Consider the following 16,859-nt stretch of genomic DNA (forward strand, 5'->3'; position numbering starts at 1 on the left):
GCCTGAATAAGGTTTGCACATGTCGTTCTCACAGTTTCTCGCCATCTTGAGGGCACGCAAGACGGCTGCCCTGATCGTGTTTGGCGTTGTCGTCGCGCTGGCCGTAGCGCTCAGCTTGTTGCTGCCCAAGCGCTACAAGGCCGAGGCGAGCGTCGTCATCGATGCCAAGCCTGATCCCATCTCCGTGATGAACAACGCGGTGACCGGATTGCCCAACTTCATCGCGACGCAGATCGACGTGATGACCAGCGACCGCGTGGCCTTGCGTGTCATCCGTGACTTGAAGCTGACCGAGGTGGCCACCCTGCGCGAGCAATGGCAAAGCGGCGGCAGCGAGGGCACCATCGAGCAGTACCTGATCGAGTTGCTGCACATCGGCCTGGACGTCAAGCCGAGCCGTGAGAGCAACGTCATCACCGTCGCCTATCAAAGCCCGGACCCCCGGTTCTCCGCAGCACTCGCGAACGCCTTCGTGCAAGCCTACATCGCGACGACGCTGGAACTGCGCAATGACCCGGCTCAGAACTTCCGCCGCTTCTTCGACACGCACACCAAGGAAGCCCGCGATTCACTTGAGAAGGCCCAGGCACGTCTGTCGGCCTATCAGCAGGAGAAGGGCATCATCGCAACCGACGAGCGTATGGACGTCGAGAACGCCAGGCTCAATGAGCTCAGCAGCCAGCTGACCCAGCTCCAGGCGATTTCCGCGGAAAGCACCAGCCGTCAGAGTCAGGCTGCAGGTGGCAAGGGCGACCAGCTCACGGAAGTGTTGAACAACCCGCTGATCAGTGGCCTGAAGGCGGACCAGAGCCGCAACGAGGCTCGCTTGAAGGAGTTGAGCGCCAAGCTGGGTGATGCCCATCCGCAGGTCGTTGAGACCAAGGCCAACCTCGCAGAACTGCGCAACCGTATCGATGCCGAAACCAAGCGCGTCACGGCTGGCGTGGGTGTCAGCAACAGCATCAACAAGGGGCGCGAAGCCCAGGTGCGTAGTGGGCTGGAGAGTCAGCGCGCCCGCGTGCTGGAACTGAAGGCTGTCCGCGACGAAGGCATGCTGCTGCAGCGCGAAGTCGACAACGCCCAGCGCATGTACGACATGCTGACGGCGCGACTCAATCAAACTGCGTTGGAAGCGCAAAGCAACCAGAGCTTCGCAAATGCGCTGACGATCGCGCAGCCGCCGTCAGAGCATTCGTCGCCCAAGCTGCTCCGCAATACGGCGCTTTCGATCTTTATCGGCCTGTTCCTCGCCATCGTCATCGTGATGACCATCGAGAAGTTCGACCGACGCGTGCGTTCCCCGGAGGACCTCGCTGGCATCCTTGGGCTGCCGGTGATTGGCGTGCTGCCCAAGCCCAACGCCAAGCGCTATGTCTCCGGCCGCCTGGCCGCGCCTGGCCTGCCTGCGTTGTCGGCTGCCAAGCCGATGGAATCTTGATCGACCCCAGACAGGACACCACGTGAACTCCAGTGCCCAAATGCTCGGCGAGCAATCCGTCGCTGACCGGTCGATCGGCGCCATCATTGCCGAGACCAGGAACCTTTCCGCCGACCAAGTCGAGCGCATCCTCAATCATCAGCGCACGCAAGGCATCCGCTTTGGCGAGGCTGCGGTCGCGCTGGGCTTCGCCAGCGCCGACGATGTCATGTTCGCGCTCGCGCAGCAGTTCCACTATCCCTACGCTCTCGAAGAGCATCGGAAGGTGAATGCCGAGCTGGTGGCGCTCAATCAGCCTTTCGGCGTACAGGCCGAAAGCTTCCGCGCCATCCGCAGCCAGCTGATGATGCGGGTCTTCAACGACCTTCAGCCTCGCCGCGCCGTTGCGGTCATCAGTCCGGACTCGGGTGACGGCAAGACCTTCTTTGCAGCCAACCTGGCGGTGGCGCTGGCCCAGCTGGGTGGGCGCACGCTGTTGGTCGATGCGGACCTGCGCGGCCCCCGCGTTCACGAAGTGTTCGGCATCGACAACAAGGTCGGCCTGTCAGGCATTCTCAGCGGTCGGGCAGAAGCGCAAGTGATTCGCCAGATCCAAGGCGTGCCCAGCCTGTTCGTGCTGCCCGTGGGCGCTACGCCGCCCAATCCCGTGGAACTTGTGGAACGGCCAGCCTTCGGCCTGCTGATTCGCGAGCTGGTGGCCAAGTTTGACCACGTCATCGTCGATACGCCTGCGGCCTCACTGGGCAGTGATGCCGCCGTCATCGCCGCACGCTGCGGCGCTGCACTGCTAGTGTCGCGCCGCAACACCTCGCGCCTGCAAGCTGTTGCCGCCATGTTGGCCGATGTGGCCGACAGCCCGGCGGTCGTCGTTGGCGCCGTCATCAACGATCAGTGAACACGATGGAGCACCCAGCGCGGGCCGGACTGCCGGCCGAGTTCGCGGCTGTCCTGCGCGCGCTGTGGCAGCCGGTCAACCGACCCTGGCTGTGGCTCGCCGCCGGTGTGCTCGCCATGTACGTGCCCACCCTCGTCAAGCTGTTCCGGACCATCTGGAGTTCCGACGAGCAGGGGCATGGACCGATCGTGCTGGCGATTGCCGTGTGGCTGATGTGGCGTGTGCGTGCACAGGTCAATGACATCGCCGCAAGCACTCCCGCGTCCATCAGCGCCTGGGTGCTGATCCTGCTCGCGATTTTCAGCTATGCCATCGGCGGCGCCATGGACGTGCTGTTGCTGGAAGTGGGCTCCGTCATCCCTCTGCTGGCCGGCCTGGTGCTGCTGGTGCGTGGCCCGCGCCAGCTGAAGTCGATGTGGTTCCCACTGCTGTTCATGATCTTCCTGGTGCCGCTGCCGGGGGTGGTCGTGGATGCCCTGACCCAGCCGATGAAGCTTGGCGTCTCCGTCGTCGCCGAGCACGTGTTGTACTGGCTGAATTACCCCATCTCCCGATCGGGCGTCATCCTTCAGGTCGGCCCCTACCAGTTGTTGGTGGCGGATGCCTGTGCTGGTCTGCACACGCTGTTCACGCTCGAAGCTCTGGGTTTGCTGTACCTGAACCTGGTCCGGCACACCTCCACGCTGCGCAACGTCGCGCTGGCCATCCTCATCGTGCCCATCAGCTTTACCGCGAACGTGATCCGGGTCATCGCATTGACATTGATCACTTACCACTTCGGCGACGAGGCTGGCCAAGGCTTCCTGCACGGTTTTGCGGGCATGGTGCTGTTCCTTGCGGCGCTGCTGCTGATCATCGCCATCGACAGCCTCATCCGCGTGTCGCTGGTTCACAAGCCCACGACCAAACCAGCCTGAGGTCCATCCATGGTGGCTGAAGTAAGCAAGCCGCGCGTTGGCGTGGCGATCATCGCGGCGGTTCTGATGGTGTCCAGTGCAGTGGCCTCCAAGGCGCTCGCTCCCACGCAGCGCATGGCCGAACGCTATGTCGGCGTTTCCCTTGAGCAACTGATCCCCAAGCAGTTTGCCGACTGGCGCGTCGACGAGACGATCGTGCCCCTGACGCCGGATCCCGCCACCACTGCAGAACTGGCCAGTCTCTATACCCAGACTCTGTCCCGGACCTACGTGGATACGGCAGGGCGGCGGGTCATGTTCGTGTTGGCCTACGGTGGTGACCAAAGCCGTGAACTGCAGGTGCACCGGCCAGAGGTCTGCTACGCCGCGCAAGGCTTCAAGGTTCAGGACGCTGCCAAGGTCAGCGTGCAGTCCAATTTTGGTGCGGTTCCCGCCATGCAATTGGTGGCTAGCCGTTCGGGCCGCATCGAGCCCATCACCTATTGGGTGCGTATGGGCGATGAACTTGTGCGAGGCAACGTCGAACAAGGCATCACGCGCGTGCGCTACGGGTTGGCGGGCAGCATTCCTGATGGACTGCTGGTGCGCGTCTCCACGATTGGCGACGACTTCCAGACTCAGTACGGCCACCAGCAACGTTTCGTTCAGGCCATGTTGGCGTCATTGACGCCGCAAGGGAGACAGTACCTTCTGGGCACGCTGTCGGACAAGCCGCAATGATTTATTTCGGCCTGGTGCTCAGCAGCCTCACCGAGCTGTTCGAGCGGTTGATCAACTTGGGCGCGTTCTATCTGTCGCCCACGCGCCTTTTCCTACTGGTGCTGGCCTATGTGACCTACATCGGCTACTGCGGCATGGCCAACGGCACCCTGCGCATCGGCCCAAGCGCCAAGCGCTTTGGCTTGGCCGTGCTGGCGCTCATCTTGCTAACTGCATTGAGTGTGACGGCCAGCGATGACTTCGAGTATTCGGGCAAGCGCGCCCTGAACACGACTAGCATCTATTTGATGCCGCTGGTGGTTTACCTCTATTTGAGCGTTCATTCGACCAAGTACCCAGCGGAGATCTTGCTGCAGAAGGCAGGGAAGTGCATTGTTTACAGCGGACTTGTGGTGGCCCTGTTTGGCTTCTTGCAGGAGGCTACAGGTATTTTCCAGGTGAGTCGCGAGATACGGTTTATAGGGCCAATTCCGTTTACGCGAATAAATTCACTCTTCATGGATGGGAATTTTCTTGCTTATTTCTTGATTTTCCCGTTGTGGCTTGCCATTGCCGGTGGGGAGGAACTGACGGGAATATCAACCCGTGGCGTGCGATTGACGATCGCGGCTCTCATTTTCTTGGCGCTAGTCTTGTCTGGGTCGCGTGGCGGCATGCTGATGCTCGCGGCGGTAATTGGCAGCCAAGTTTGGTACAAGTTTGTTAAGGGGCGTCGTGGCTGGGTCTTGGCAATTGAATTGCCGATCATGCTGGCGCTGCCATTTGTTTTGTTGGCCTATGCTTACTATGGATTTGAGCATATCTATGCCAACGTGAACACCGTGGACACCGGAAATGAAAGCGGATATTCGCGCATTCTTGCGTGGTATGCGGGTTTGAAGTTGTACTTTTCACACCCCTGGTTGGGTATTGGTCCAGGTAATTTTGTAACCATGGATAAGGGTAATTTGCTGCCCGTGAATTATGTTCAGCCTTGGGTTGCGTTGAGAATTAGCACCTTGGCTGGGCACTCAAACGTCCTCGAAGTCCTTGTTGAATCCGGTCCATTTGCGTTGGCTGCGTATTTCATGGTTCAACTCAGCCTCTATTTTGCCTTGCTGCGGGCATCGTGCCAGTTCGGTGACTCGAGGTTCGCGATTTATCGCAGCATCGTGTTTGCTACCGTGGTAGGCAATCTGCTCATTAGTTACTACTTCTTGTTCTTTATGATTCTGATCGGAGTCCTGTTGTTTGCACTCGATCGGGAAGCGTTCAAGCGTGCCAGTCCTCACGTGCCTCGGGCCGCTTCCGTTTCACGGATGAGCGCCGTTGTTGCAGGGAGGAGATGATGTCTCTCCCGCGTCTCGATTCGCTGCCTACTTGCAGCATCGTCATTGCCTCATATAACCGTGCTGACATGCTGGCCGAGACGCTGGTTAGTCTGCACGCTCACCTCCTCAAGCTGAATGCGCTGTTGCAGGTGCAATTGGTGCTGATCGACAACAATTCACCCGACCGTACACCAGATGTAATGGCGGAGTGGCAAATGCGCTTTCCCGTTTGCGTGCATCGCCGCGAAACGCAACAGGGTTTGTCATACGCACGCAATGCCGGTCTGGATGCTGCAACGGGCGATGTCGTGGTGTTTCTGGACGACGATGTTGAACTGCACGACGACTGGCTGCCGACACTTCTGCATCCGTTCACGGATACGAAGGTTGCGGCTGTAGGCGGAAAGGTGCTGGCCTTCGGTTCCAACGAGTTGCCTGATTGGTTGCCGCGCGAGTATGGCTATCTCGTCAGCGTGTTCGACCCCTTCGACAGCCCACGGGAGACTGACAAGGTCATGGGCGCCAACTTTGCACTTCGCTCCAGCATAGTGCGTCAGGTCGGTACTTTCGATCCGGCGCTGGGCCGCAAGGGCAACAAGTTGCTCGGGGGCGAGGAAGTTGACCTTTTCAATCGCATTCGCAGGGTCGGTGGAATAGTTTGGTATACGCCGCATTCGGTGGTGTTCCACAAGATTGCCAACAAGCTACGCAAAGAATACATCGTCGATTACGCCTATTGGCTGGGTGTCTCGGAGGCCCATCTCGAGAAAAGACTTGGTCAGCGCCTCAAATACGCTTTCAAGTTATTGCGTTCTTGGTGCGATCCCTGGCTCATCAATCCTGTGCGTCGGCCATTGGCCTCGACACCAGCAGCCCAAATGCGCTCAGTTATTCGAGAGCGCTACGCAGCTGGTTATCGCAACATGCATGCTGAAATTGATTAAGAGGTAGTGTGAAGCTATATTTTTATCGAGGAGTACGTCCCAATTTTGGCGATGAACTGAACTGGTGGATGTGGCCGAAGATTTTCGGAGACGTGTTTGACCAGAGTGCCGAGAATTTATTTCTCGGGATTGGATCTATCCTGTTTTCAGATCATCCGAAGGAAATGCGGAAGATTGTCTTCGGGTCCGGATATGGCGGCTATACATCGCCGCCGGTGATTGATAAAAAATGGGATGTTCGATTCTTGCGGGGGAAGTTCACGGCTAAAGCTCTCGGATTGGATGACGGCTTGGCGGTCGGGGACTCAGCCATTCTGCTGCGTTCAGTTGTCGATTACGCAGCGCCTCACAAGAAGGTGCACAAGTTTTCATACATGCCGCATTGGGAAAGTGCGGAAATTGGGTTGTGGAAAGATGTCTGCGAGCTGATTGGAATCAATTACATCGATCCTTGTGGGGAAATCGAGTTCGTTCTAAAAGAAATACTATCGAGCGAGACTGTCATTACCGAAGCGATGCACGGCGCGATTGTGTCTGATGCCCTGCGCGTGCCTTGGATCGCTGCAAAGCCAATTCATGAATCCCACCGTGCCAAGTGGGACGACTGGGCTTCTGTGCTGGATCTTAAAATTAGGATGGAGCCCATTCTTCCATCCGGTCTATTGGAGTTGCTGATCTCCAAAATCGGCCAGCGTGGCTTTATTTCCAGCAAGCTTCAGTTTCACGGAAAGTCCCTGAATGGAATTCGGCATGACGCTTTCGTCATCCGCGCTGCCGAACAACTCCAGAAAGTCGCCCGGACGATGCCGCAATTGAGTCCGGAGGCAGCGATCCAGCGCGCTCACCAACGCATGTTGGATGAGGTGGACCGTCTGCGAAGGGACTATCCGGAGCTTCACTGCCAGCAGTGATGATGAGTCCCAACTCTCATCGAGGCGGTCGATGGGCCATGTTGTGGGCGTTGGGGCAGTTTGGTGCCCAAGCGGCGGCCGCACTGTTGTCTTTCTACCTTGTTGCTCGTGCGGTTGGACCGGCTTCATACGCCGACTATGTGATCGGGTTAGCCATTACGGCTTTGGCGCAATGCTTTGGCTTGGCAATATTCCGAGAACCAGTGGTTCAAACTCGTCATATTGACGCGCTTCAACTTGCCTCAATGGCCAAAGTATCCGTACTTTGGTCGCTCATGCTGGCTGGTGTAACCAGCGCGCTAACATGGGTGTGGTTTCAGTTCAGCGCTGGATCAGCGGTGGTCCAGTATGTTGTTTTTCTGCTTTCGACGCGGTTGTTCCTAGATGGCGTCACTGCGGTGCCGCTCGCCAGCAAAGCGCGAACGTTGGACATCAAGCTGCAGGCAATCGCCAGTATGTTAGGGTCCGCTGCAACGGTAAGTGTTGTTTATATATCGGTGCGCGCGAACTTGGGCGTTGTGGGTCTGGCGCTTGGCCAGTTAGTCGGTCAGTTCGTGCAGTCTTCTATCGCTCTGTACTTCCTGAAGTTTGATTGGCTGTGGTCGAATCGTATTGATACGGACATCGTAAAGGTATTGGGGCCGAAATCTATCAGCGTCGTATCGTGGCAATTGATAGATTATGTGAACGGAAGTTTGGATCGACTCTTTATTTCCGCACGCTTGCCAGCTGCGCAAATCGGCGTGTATGGCTTTGGGAAGCGTCTTAATGATATTGTATTTGAGACGATTGGCGGCGGATTGGGCATGGTTTGCCTGCCAATATTTTCGCGTGCGAATGAAGATGCGCAGCTCTTGCGAGAAGGGTTTGTTCGCTGGATTGGTCATGTGGCATTTTTCGTTGTTCCGCTGCTTGGCTGGCTGTTTGTGGTCGCCGATGATCTTATTTTGCTATTGTTTGGCGCGAGCTGGCTTTCGGCGGTCGACATCTACCGCGTATTTCTAGTTCTAGGTGTGATTCAAGCATTTGGTGTTGTGCAGGCTGCACTTATTCGAGGAATGGGAAAGTCCGGCGTCTGGACAAAGTACTTGCTGACTCAAGCGGTTGGAAATGTCGCCGTGGTATTTGCATTCTCTGGTTTTACGGGCTTTGTGCTTGCATTGGCCATTGTGGCAAAGACCTATCTGATTTGGGGCTATTCTGTGTTGCTGGTTTGCCGGCTGCTGGCAATGCGGGTGGCTAGCTATGGTAGGTTGGTTGCGGGGCCAATCTTTGCAATGCTTTTTTCCGCAGCGCTTGCGTGGTTCGTTTGCGCGCATTGGCAAAAATTCCAAGGTCTCGAATTTATTTCGATTTCTCTGGTGTTGTATGTTGCCTTCTATTTGACGCTTTCCTGGTTTGTGAATAGGCGAGCAATGCTCGCGGCGTTCAAGTCCCTACGAGGAAAATCATGATGAAGGAAATTTCAGTAATTATTTGCAGCAAGAACCGCGGCGCATCCCTCGAAGCCGCAATCGAAGCTTTGTCGAGAGTCCAGTTTGGGGGCTCATGGGAAGTGATCATCGTCGACAATGCATCGACTGACGATACGCAACAACGTGCGGCTCGTGCGCTCGCCAAGGTACCAGTTCCCAGTCGAATCATTCACGAAGCTCGGCCTGGCAATGGGCATGGGCGGAATTCGGCGATTGCGATTGCCGAAGGCAAGGTGGCGTTCTTCACTGATGACGATTGCATTGTTGAGCCCGATGCGCTGAATGCACTTAGTAAGGAATTCGTTGATCCAACGGTTGGCTTTGTTGCCGGCCGTATAAATTTGTTTAATCCGCTTGACCATTTGTGCTGTTATTTTTATAGCTCGAAGCCGCTTTCCTTCTCTGCTCCTTGGTTTCTAAAACCTGGTTTTGTTCAAGGCTCAAACATGGCATTCCGGCTATCAGCGCTTGTCGAGGAAGTTGGTGGTTTTGACCCCATCTTTGGTGCCGGGGCGCGATTTGCGGGGGAGGATCTTGAGTTGGCAATGCGCTTCTTGCTTGCGGGATGGAAGGGGAAATACTCTCCTGATGTCGTCGTTCGTCATAATCACGGGCGCGACTTCAACGCTTATCGAAAGCTGGAAGGCTTTTATGACGAAGGTGTCGGTGCGTATATTGAAAAGCTCACACGCGATCCACGATGTGGATTGCTAACAAGAGTTTCCATTGGCGCTTATCTTGCGCGCTTGGGGGCTCGTTCAAATGAAGCGCTTGAACGGGTAAGGCAAGGCCGCACTCAATTTGCTGCGATGCTGCAGCAATAAATGGCAATACGCCGGATAGGACTGTGCGATGAAGGCATATTTAACTTGGATCACGCTGGCCTTTACTTTGATGTCGGGGTCGGCTAGTTCACAGTCCTATAGCATCGGTGTCTATTATTTTCCTGGTTGGCGTACGGGTCAGAAAGCGGCTCCCGCGACCGAGCCTTGGCAGCGACTCAAGGCTTTCAAAGAACGCGAGCCCATGCTGGGTTGGTATGACGACGGCGCGGTGGATGTGATGAACCAGCAACTAGGCTGGATGCACGACTATGGTTTGACCTACGTCGCGTTCGATTGGTACTGGGGGGGCGGAAAGGTACATCTGGAGCATGGTCTGCGGGCGTATTTCGCGGCGGCCAATCGCAGCAAGGTGCCATTCGCGCTGCTGTGGGCCAACCATGATGAGGCGCCGACGTCGGCCGCCGATTTCGAGGCCATGGTGCGGTACTGGATCGACAATTACTTCCGCAGGACCGAGATGTTCAAGGTGGACGGTCGGCCGGTGGTGTTCATCCTGGATCACCAGCATCTGAACAACCGCGCGAAGCGATTCGGCACGGATGCGGCGACGCTGCTTGGGAAGGCGCAGGAGATGGCCAAGGCAGCCAAGTTGCCACCTATCTTCTTTGTCGGCAGTACGTTCAACAACCCCAAGGCGTCAACGCTGGGCTATGACGCTACATCGACCTATAACTATCACGGCTTGCACCGCCCTTCTCGAAGCTACGCAGAGTTGACTTCGGACTATCGCAAGATCTGGCAGTTCCAGATGGGGCGGCACGGGGTGCCTTACATCGTTCCGATGACGCAAGGTTGGGATCGGCGGCCTTGGGGGGGCAGCAAGGATCCTGAGCATGATCGCTCGGGAGGTGACCTCGCGACGTTCGAATCGCATTTGCGAGCAGCCCGCGACTTCATGGACGCCAATCCATCGCAGACGCGTCGCTTGGGTGTGATTTGTTGCTGGAACGAGTTTGGCGAGGGGTCCTATATCGAGCCGACAAAAGCGGGTGGCTTTGGCTACTTGGAGAAGGTGCGTGACGTGTTCGCAGGGCATCCCAAGTGAACCTGGGAGGTGCGCGCCAGCGTGTTTCGGCCCGCTTGGTCAGATGCGGCAGCGAGGGCATGCCGGCGATGCGAGGGGGATTGAATGAAGCAAGGGGAGGGGGCACGGGTGCTGCGTAATGTGCTGTTCGTGCATCAGGCAGCAGAGATGTATGGCTCCGACAAGGTGCTGCTGTATCTGGTGACGGGGCTGCTGCGCCGTGGGCGCTATTGGCCGATTGTGGTGGTGCCGGAGGAAGGGCCGCTGGTCGATGCCTTGCGCGGCGCTGGCGTGGAGGTGCACGTTTGCGAGATCGCGAAAGTGAAGCGCGCCGTGTTCACGCCCAGGGGGTTTCTGAGGTTGTTCGCGCAGATGCGCGCTGCGGTCGTCGACTACGACCGGGTCGTTGCGGGGCGGAAGATCGGTTTGGTGCACTCAAACACGCTAGCTGTGCTTGGTGGCGCCGCATGGGCGTGGCGGCGTGGCGTACGTCATCTCTGGCATGTCCACGAGATCATTCTCTCGCCCAAGCTGGTCAGCAAGGCTTTCCCCTGGTTGGTGAAGCTGGCTTCTGACAAGGTGGTTTCGAACTCCACGCTCACCGAGCGGTGGCTGGTCTCACATCAGCCTGCCTTGCAGGATCGATCCGTGGTGGTGTTCAACGGGCTTCCTCCGCAGGAGGAGGTGCTGCCAGACGCGGTGCAGGCCTTCAGAGTGCTGACAGGTGCCCGAGCGGGACATCAGTTGGTAGTCCTGGCGGGGCGGTTGAACCATTGGAAGGGGCAAGGCTTGCTGATAGAAGCGGCAGCGCGGCTACAGGCTCGTGGGCAGTTGTCCGGGCTTCACTTCGCGATCGTGGGCGACACCGCACCCGGACAGGAGGCCCTGCGTACCGCGTTGATGAAACAGGTGGCAGATGCGGGCCTGGTCGAGTGTTTCAGCTTCGTCCCATTCGTGAGTGACATCCGTCCGGTTTGGCTGGCCGCGGACATCGCTGTGGTGCCTTCGACTGAGCCGGAGCCGTTTGGCATGGTGGCGATTGAGGCGATGGCCGCTGGCGTGCCAGTGATCGTGGCTGCGCATGGCGGGCTGTTGGATATCGTGGAGCACGGCTTGAGTGGGCTCCATTTCACGCCGCGAGATGCGGGGGCTCTAGCGGACACACTGCATCGCTTAGCTACGGACCAGAACTTGCGAAGCCAACTGGGTTCACAGGGCCAGCAGCGCCAGCAGCGTTGCTTTTCGGCGGAAAGCCAGATCGAGAGCCTGGAACGGGTCTACGACGACATGCTGGCTCAAGGACGCTGATCGTCAATTCGAGGATTGAGTACGAATGAGTAAACCCACCCTGCGCATCCTGGGCACGCGTGGCGTGCCCGCCGCCCATGGCGGCTTTGAAACTTTTGCCGAGTACCTGGCGCTGTATCTCGTGCGGCAGGGCTGGCGCGTAATCGTCTACTGCCAGGAAGAGGGCAGCGGGCCGGTTTTCCAGGACACCTGGGAGGGCGTGGAGCGCGTTCGTATTCCGGTGGCAGGCGATGGCGCCAAGAGCACCATCGTGTTCGACTGGAAGGCGACGATGCATGCGGCCCAGCATCGCGACCTCTGCATCACGCTGGGCTACAACACGGCGGTCTTCTGCGCGCTGCTGCGTCTGAAGGGCGTGCGCAACGTCATCAATATGGATGGCATTGAATGGTCGCGCGCCAAGTGGGGACCGGTGGCCAAGACCTGGTTCTGGATGAACGACTGGGCAGGGTGCTGGCTCGGCGATCATCTAGTGGCCGACCACCCGGAGATCAAGGTTCACCTGACCAGTCGCGTGCGGCCGGACAAGGTCACCGTGATCGCCTACGGCGCTGATCGAGTCGTCGACATGCCGGATGCGCCGGTGCGCGCGCTGGGATTGGAGCCGGGACGATACCTGACGCTGGTGGCGCGTGCAGAGCCGGAGAACTCGATCCTGGAAGTCGTGCAGGGCTTCTCTGCGCAGCGTCGTGGCGTGACGCTGGCCGTACTGGGCAAGTACAACGACGACAATGCGTATCACCGCGCCGTGAAGGCGGCGGCGAGCGACGAGGTGCGTTTCCTGGGTGCCATCTACGACAAGCCCGTGGTTCAAGCGTTGCGCTTCCATGGGCTGGCCTACGTGCATGGTCACCAGGTGGGCGGCACCAATCCGTCGTTGGTGGAGGCGCTCGGAGCCGGCAATGCCGTGATCGCGCACGACAACCGGTTCAACCGGTGGGTGGCGGGGCCCAAGGCCTTGTACTTCAGCGGCGCCAGCGGCTTTTCCGAAGTGTTGTCCCGGGCCTTGGCCGAGCCGGATCTGCTGGCACGCATGCGCGCGGCTTCGCTGACCCGCTTTGAGGCGGGTCTGACCTGGCCTCAGATCCTGGGACAGTACGAGCAGTTGCTGAAGGCCTGGTTGCCAACCCAAGCCTGACGGCTCGATCGGGGCGCGCTCAAGCGAAGAGGGCGGGGCCGGCGCCAAAGCTCGACAGGTTGGGCAGCACGAGTTGGCGCTCGGCCACCGACAGGCCCATCCATCCAGCCAGGCTGCTGGCAAGCTGCGTGACGCCCATGGTCGGCAACAGGCGACCGGAGCCAACGTCCGTGCTGGTGCCCAGCGCGGTGATCGGGAAGTCGCCCAGGATCTGCTTGCCCTTGACGGCACCGCCCATCACGAAGTGGTGACCGCCCCAGCCATGGTCGGAGCCATCGCCGTTGCTCACCAGCGTGCGGCCGAAGTCGCTGGCGGTGAACAGCGTGACGTTGCTGGACATGCCGGCGCCCTGGATGGCGCTCATGAACCAGGCAATGGATTGCGCAACACGCGCCGTCAGCAAGGGGTTGTCACGCGAATGCGAGGAGTGCGTGTCGAACCCGTTGATGTTGACCATGAAGACCTGGCGACGCAGGCCCAGGCGCGGTGCTGCGGCAATCATCTGGGCAACGACACGCATCTGCTTTGCCAATGCATCCGATGCCAGATTGACTGAAAGGCCGTCAGGCAGCGCGATAGAGGCCGTCGGCAATGTTGGAATGCCTGAGCCAGACATTGCGGTCTGCAACGTTCCCGCGGTCGCGAGCGAGCGTTGCGCGACCCGTAGGTACTCGGCCTGGTACTCGTTGGGGCTGGTGCTCGCATTGAGCATTGCCCTGAGCGCGCCGGGTACGGCGGAGCTACCGGCGCGGGTGCCTGGCTGAGCAGGGTTGATCATGACCGGGCCCGTCATGCCGAGTTGGTACTGGCTGATCTTGGCGCCAGCGAGAAACACGGCATTGCCGCTGGTCGAGACTGCGGTAAACACCGGCTGGTCATTGGCGGACATCAGCACGTCGCCCATGCGGCCGCCCCAGCCAGTCATGCCGCCCTCGGGCTGCAGCGATTGCCACATGGCCTGCTGGTCGTTGTGCGAGAACAGCTTGGAAGGCACGCCGACGCCAGCGACGAAATCGCTTTTGGTGATGGGGCGAACCAAGGTGCCGACATTGGCGACTGCAGCAGCTTGGCCGGCTTCGTACAGGGCGTGCAGCGCTGAAAGCTCTTGCGGCATGCCGAAGCTGCGGCCGCTGCCCTGGCCCGGGGTGCTCATTGGCAGCAACTTGCTGCTTGGAATGGCGAGATCGCGGCGCGCGTTGAAGTAGGAGGTGTAGTTGCTGCTGTCAGTCGGAACGATCCAGTTGTGGCTGTCGTTGCCGCCTTGCAGGAACAGGCAGACCAGCGCCTTATATCCGTCGTCAGTGGTCGCGGCGGACGCCTGGCTGGCGGCCAGCGAACCGACGGCGGCGAGGTTCATGGCGAGGGGGGGTGCGAATCGGCCCATGCCGGCAGCGGCAAGGCCGCTGGCGGCGGTGAGGAAAGCGCGGCGGGAGGTGTTGGTGGCCATGGCGTTCAGGGCTGGAAGAGGTACTCGGGAGAGGCCAACGTCAGGAAGATGGCGAGATGGGCTCGGCGGGTTGCACCGCCCTCGGAGGTCAGGCTGATCTGCGAGGTCATGTCCAGGATCTGCTGGCGCAGTGCAGGAGACATCCGACCGCCCAGTAGCATCAGGTTCAAGTGGTCCGGCAGAGCAGAGATGTTGTTGTAGCTAGCCATGGCGATCTCGTTGGCATAGCTGTTGGACACGTCGCCACCGATACCAATGCTGCCGCTCACCATGAACTCAGCGGCGTTCAGCCACTGGGCCACCGTCGATTCATTGATGATCTGGAACTCGGGTGACGTCGCGTTGCGCATACTGAACGACGTGTTCGGGGGCACATAGCCAGGGCGGAAATAGCCGAATACCGAGGGCGCATGCAACGCACGCTGGCCTTGGGCCTCCAGGCTTTCATGCAGCAAATACTCGCCACTCGCGGACTTGGCGCCTAGTGCACGCATCCAGTGAGAGACGCGCAACACCGGCTCGCGGAGCTTGCCGGCTTCGGCCAGTGGGGCTCCGCGCGCCTCCGTGTCGAGCAGGATCGCGCGGACTACGGCGCCGAGGTCTCCGCGGACACCCTGGCCATTGTTGTTGAAAACGCTGGCGACTCGGCCGACATAAGCGGGGCTTGGATTGCTGGTGACGAGATGCTGGATCAGTTGCCGGCCGATGAAGGGACCGACGTTCGGGTGCTTGAACAACGTGTCCAACGCGGCCTTCAGATCGGCTTGCGCGGTGCTGCCGGCGGGCAGCGTCGTTGCCCATGCCTTTCCGGTGAACAGCTTCTTCTCAGCGGTGGAATGCAAGCTGGCATAGGCTTTCATCGGCATGAACTCGATCTGCTGATCATTCGTTACCGCGTAGCTTGGCGTGCTGTAGCGAAAGGTGCTTTCACTCAACTGGCTGTCTAGGAAGGCCCAGCTCCAGCCCGTGAACACCTTGGCCATGGCCATGACATCGGCCGTGTTGTAGGTCTCGATCGGGTTGCCGCTGGCATCACGTTTGACTGTCCCGTCGTTGTTCAGTTCGTGCAGGCCAATGGAGAACAGCTGCATGACTTCGCGCGCAAAATTCTCGTCAGGCATGCGGCCCGTCGCAGGGTCCTCCTTGCGATTGCGCATGTGGGACAGATAGATGCCCATCACCGGCGTCAGGGCCATGTCCTCGAGCAAGTTTCGGTAGTTGCCGAACGCGTGCTTGTGCAGCAGGTCGACGTACTGTGCGTAGGCTCGCTGGTACGGATAGAGATTGATGTCGGCCTGCGAGACCATGAAGATGTTGTGCAGCGCAAATGCTGTGCGTCGGCGCAGCTGATCCGGCGCCTGTGCAGCGCGCTCCCAGAAACGTTGGGCCACCCAGCCCGGTGAGTAGTTGGCGCCCTTCGGACGATAGGAATCGCCCTTGGCGTATTTCGCCTGGATGTGGTCGAAATAGTCTCGGCCGTAGGGGATGGCCGTCTGAGCCGAGATCCAGCTGTCATACCCATCACGGACGACCTTGGTGATGTCGTTCGTCGTGGGGCCGAAAGTGGCCTGTTGAAGGAATCGAACCGCGTCGACCTTTGCTTTCGCTTGGGGATCGGGAGCAGGTGAGCCAGCCCAATGCAAGCGCAACGCGCTGTCAACAAACAAACTACCTTGGCTGGGTGCCGTATCAAGGTCATCGAATGCCAGAGTACGGGGGCCGCGATCCACGATGGCGCCACTGATCGTCGAGGGAATTGTGGTGACGCCATCGCTGATATAGGCGATGTGCAGGTTTCGATCGACCCCACCAACGGTGCCATCATTTGTGAAGACGATGTCGATCTTGACGCCTGCTGCCAGCGTCGGCGCGTTGAAGGTGTAGCTGTCCAGCGTGGTGGACTTCACCTCGACGGTCCCGATCGGCACGCCGTTGATACGCACGGTCATCATGGCGCCGATGCCGCCAGCGACATCGGCCCGGGCGCGGATGATCAGCTTCGGTGCCGCGGTTTCAGTGCTGGTACTGGCCAGCGCGCGGGCAGTGGGCTGTGCATTGCTGTCCTGCGCGGCGGATGCGGCCGGATCGGCGCTGGTGGCCGACGCTGAAGGTGTCTCGGAGTCACCTCCCTTGCCGCCGCCGCAGGCGGTCAACGCGGCAATGGTCACAGCGGTTGCGATGACCTTGGTGACTGGATGGGAGGTGTGAATGAAGGAGCGCATAGATGTTGGGGCACGAAGAACTGCGGTGTGCGCCATGCGAGAGGGCGGCTGATCAGGGCGTTAGCCCATACCTCCCAATGTAGGTGGTTGACGCCATTTGGCAAATGGGCTACTGGCTGGCGGCCGTGAATGCCATCACAGCATCAGGAACGCTTACACCGTGACACCCTCCGTGAATAGTTGGCATGGATGGAGGCAGCCATTTGAGGGTGCTTGAGAGACCTTGGAATCATCACCCTGTAGGAGAATCTCGGCCGCTCCAGAC

Annotated in this window: 14 protein-coding genes; 12 read left to right on the forward strand and 2 right to left on the reverse strand. The window is 59.3% G+C overall.

The window, feature by feature from the left end:
- Positions 1 to 19 precede the first annotated feature (19 nt).
- From epsF to J2X21_RS19930, 12 genes are all read left to right on the forward strand, one after another.
- A complete protein-coding gene (epsF, locus tag J2X21_RS19875) occupies positions 20 to 1,438 on the forward strand; it encodes a chain length determinant protein EpsF (RefSeq protein WP_310331508.1) in 1,419 nt (472 codons plus the stop codon).
- Positions 1,439 to 1,460: 22 nt separating this feature from the next.
- Complete coding sequence (locus tag J2X21_RS19880; RefSeq protein WP_310331509.1) at positions 1,461 to 2,333, forward strand: polysaccharide biosynthesis tyrosine autokinase; 873 nt, start codon at positions 1,461 to 1,463, stop codon at positions 2,331 to 2,333.
- Between the two features lie 5 nt (positions 2,334 to 2,338).
- Positions 2,339 to 3,250: an exosortase B gene (xrtB, locus tag J2X21_RS19885; RefSeq protein WP_310331837.1), complete on the forward strand. Its 912-nt coding sequence runs from the start codon at positions 2,339 to 2,341 to the stop codon at positions 3,248 to 3,250.
- 9 nt (positions 3,251 to 3,259) lie between these two features.
- Positions 3,260 to 3,970 (forward strand): exosortase-associated protein EpsI, B-type, encoded by a 711-nt coding sequence (epsI, locus tag J2X21_RS19890; RefSeq protein ID WP_310331511.1) that lies wholly within the window; start codon positions 3,260 to 3,262, stop codon positions 3,968 to 3,970.
- Complete coding sequence (locus J2X21_RS19895; RefSeq protein ID WP_310331512.1) at positions 3,967 to 5,298, forward strand: O-antigen ligase family protein; 1,332 nt, start codon at positions 3,967 to 3,969, stop codon at positions 5,296 to 5,298. Before epsI ends, J2X21_RS19895 begins: the two co-directional genes overlap by 4 nt.
- The gene (locus J2X21_RS19900) at positions 5,298 to 6,224 is read left to right on the forward strand and encodes a glycosyltransferase family 2 protein (protein ID WP_310331513.1); all 927 of its coding nucleotides are present in this window, start codon (positions 5,298 to 5,300) and stop codon (positions 6,222 to 6,224) included. The genes J2X21_RS19895 and J2X21_RS19900 overlap by 1 nt, the downstream gene beginning before the upstream one ends.
- 8 nt (positions 6,225 to 6,232) lie before the next feature.
- A complete protein-coding gene (locus J2X21_RS19905) occupies positions 6,233 to 7,135 on the forward strand; it encodes a polysaccharide pyruvyl transferase family protein (protein ID WP_310331515.1) in 903 nt (300 codons plus the stop codon).
- A 2-nt stretch (positions 7,136 to 7,137) separates the two neighbouring features.
- Entirely contained in the window at positions 7,138 to 8,589 is a 1,452-nt protein-coding gene (locus J2X21_RS19910) for an oligosaccharide flippase family protein (RefSeq protein ID WP_310331516.1), read from the forward strand.
- The gene (locus J2X21_RS19915; protein ID WP_310331517.1) at positions 8,586 to 9,434 is read left to right on the forward strand and encodes a glycosyltransferase family 2 protein; all 849 of its coding nucleotides are present in this window, start codon (positions 8,586 to 8,588) and stop codon (positions 9,432 to 9,434) included. The genes J2X21_RS19910 and J2X21_RS19915 overlap by 4 nt, the downstream gene beginning before the upstream one ends.
- Positions 9,435 to 9,462: 28 nt before the next feature.
- Positions 9,463 to 10,500, forward strand: a complete 1,038-nt coding sequence (locus J2X21_RS19920; RefSeq protein ID WP_310331519.1) for a glycoside hydrolase family 99-like domain-containing protein — start codon at positions 9,463 to 9,465, stop codon at positions 10,498 to 10,500.
- 84 nt (positions 10,501 to 10,584) lie between these two features.
- On the forward strand, positions 10,585 to 11,787 hold the full coding sequence (locus tag J2X21_RS19925) for a glycosyltransferase family 4 protein (protein ID WP_310331521.1): 1,203 nt from the start codon (positions 10,585 to 10,587) through the stop codon (positions 11,785 to 11,787).
- A gap of 25 nt (positions 11,788 to 11,812) precedes the next feature.
- A complete protein-coding gene (locus J2X21_RS19930; RefSeq protein WP_310331523.1) occupies positions 11,813 to 12,925 on the forward strand; it encodes a DUF1972 domain-containing protein in 1,113 nt (370 codons plus the stop codon).
- Between the two features lie 19 nt (positions 12,926 to 12,944).
- Here the strand turns inward: J2X21_RS19930 and J2X21_RS19935 are convergent, their stop codons facing one another.
- Positions 12,945 to 14,372 carry a DUF1501 domain-containing protein gene (locus tag J2X21_RS19935; protein WP_310331524.1) on the reverse strand — a complete coding sequence of 476 codons (1,428 nt, stop codon included), beginning with the start codon at positions 14,370 to 14,372 and terminating at the stop codon, positions 12,945 to 12,947.
- 5 nt (positions 14,373 to 14,377) lie between these two features.
- Entirely contained in the window at positions 14,378 to 16,594 is a 2,217-nt protein-coding gene (locus tag J2X21_RS19940; RefSeq protein ID WP_310331525.1) for a DUF1800 family protein, read from the reverse strand.
- Between the last annotated feature and the right edge of the window lie 265 nt (positions 16,595 to 16,859).

It is taken from the genome of Roseateles asaccharophilus, from assembly GCF_031458115.1.
Taxonomy (GTDB): Bacteria; Pseudomonadota; Gammaproteobacteria; order Burkholderiales; family Burkholderiaceae_C; genus Pelomonas; species Pelomonas asaccharophilus_A.

What these genes read in the sequence shown, in the direction of transcription:
- J2X21_RS19940 (WP_310331525.1), bottom strand. Translation starts at nt 16,594, where the DNA reads ATGCGCTCCTTCATTCACACCTCCCATCCAGTCACCAAGGTCATCGCA.
- J2X21_RS19930 (WP_310331523.1), top strand. Translation starts at nt 11,813, where the DNA reads ATGAGTAAACCCACCCTGCGCATCCTGGGCACGCGTGGCGTGCCCGCC.
- J2X21_RS19910 (WP_310331516.1), top strand. Translation starts at nt 7,138, where the DNA reads ATGAGTCCCAACTCTCATCGAGGCGGTCGATGGGCCATGTTGTGGGCG.
- J2X21_RS19900 (WP_310331513.1), top strand. Translation starts at nt 5,298, where the DNA reads ATGTCTCTCCCGCGTCTCGATTCGCTGCCTACTTGCAGCATCGTCATT.
- xrtB (WP_310331837.1), top strand. Translation starts at nt 2,339, where the DNA reads ATGGAGCACCCAGCGCGGGCCGGACTGCCGGCCGAGTTCGCGGCTGTC.
- J2X21_RS19925 (WP_310331521.1), top strand. Translation starts at nt 10,585, where the DNA reads ATGAAGCAAGGGGAGGGGGCACGGGTGCTGCGTAATGTGCTGTTCGTG.
- J2X21_RS19895 (WP_310331512.1), top strand. Translation starts at nt 3,967, where the DNA reads ATGATTTATTTCGGCCTGGTGCTCAGCAGCCTCACCGAGCTGTTCGAG.
- epsF (WP_310331508.1), top strand. Translation starts at nt 20, where the DNA reads ATGTCGTTCTCACAGTTTCTCGCCATCTTGAGGGCACGCAAGACGGCT.
- J2X21_RS19915 (WP_310331517.1), top strand. Translation starts at nt 8,586, where the DNA reads ATGATGAAGGAAATTTCAGTAATTATTTGCAGCAAGAACCGCGGCGCA.
- J2X21_RS19920 (WP_310331519.1), top strand. Translation starts at nt 9,463, where the DNA reads ATGAAGGCATATTTAACTTGGATCACGCTGGCCTTTACTTTGATGTCG.
- epsI (WP_310331511.1), top strand. Translation starts at nt 3,260, where the DNA reads ATGGTGGCTGAAGTAAGCAAGCCGCGCGTTGGCGTGGCGATCATCGCG.
- J2X21_RS19935 (WP_310331524.1), bottom strand. Translation starts at nt 14,372, where the DNA reads ATGGCCACCAACACCTCCCGCCGCGCTTTCCTCACCGCCGCCAGCGGC.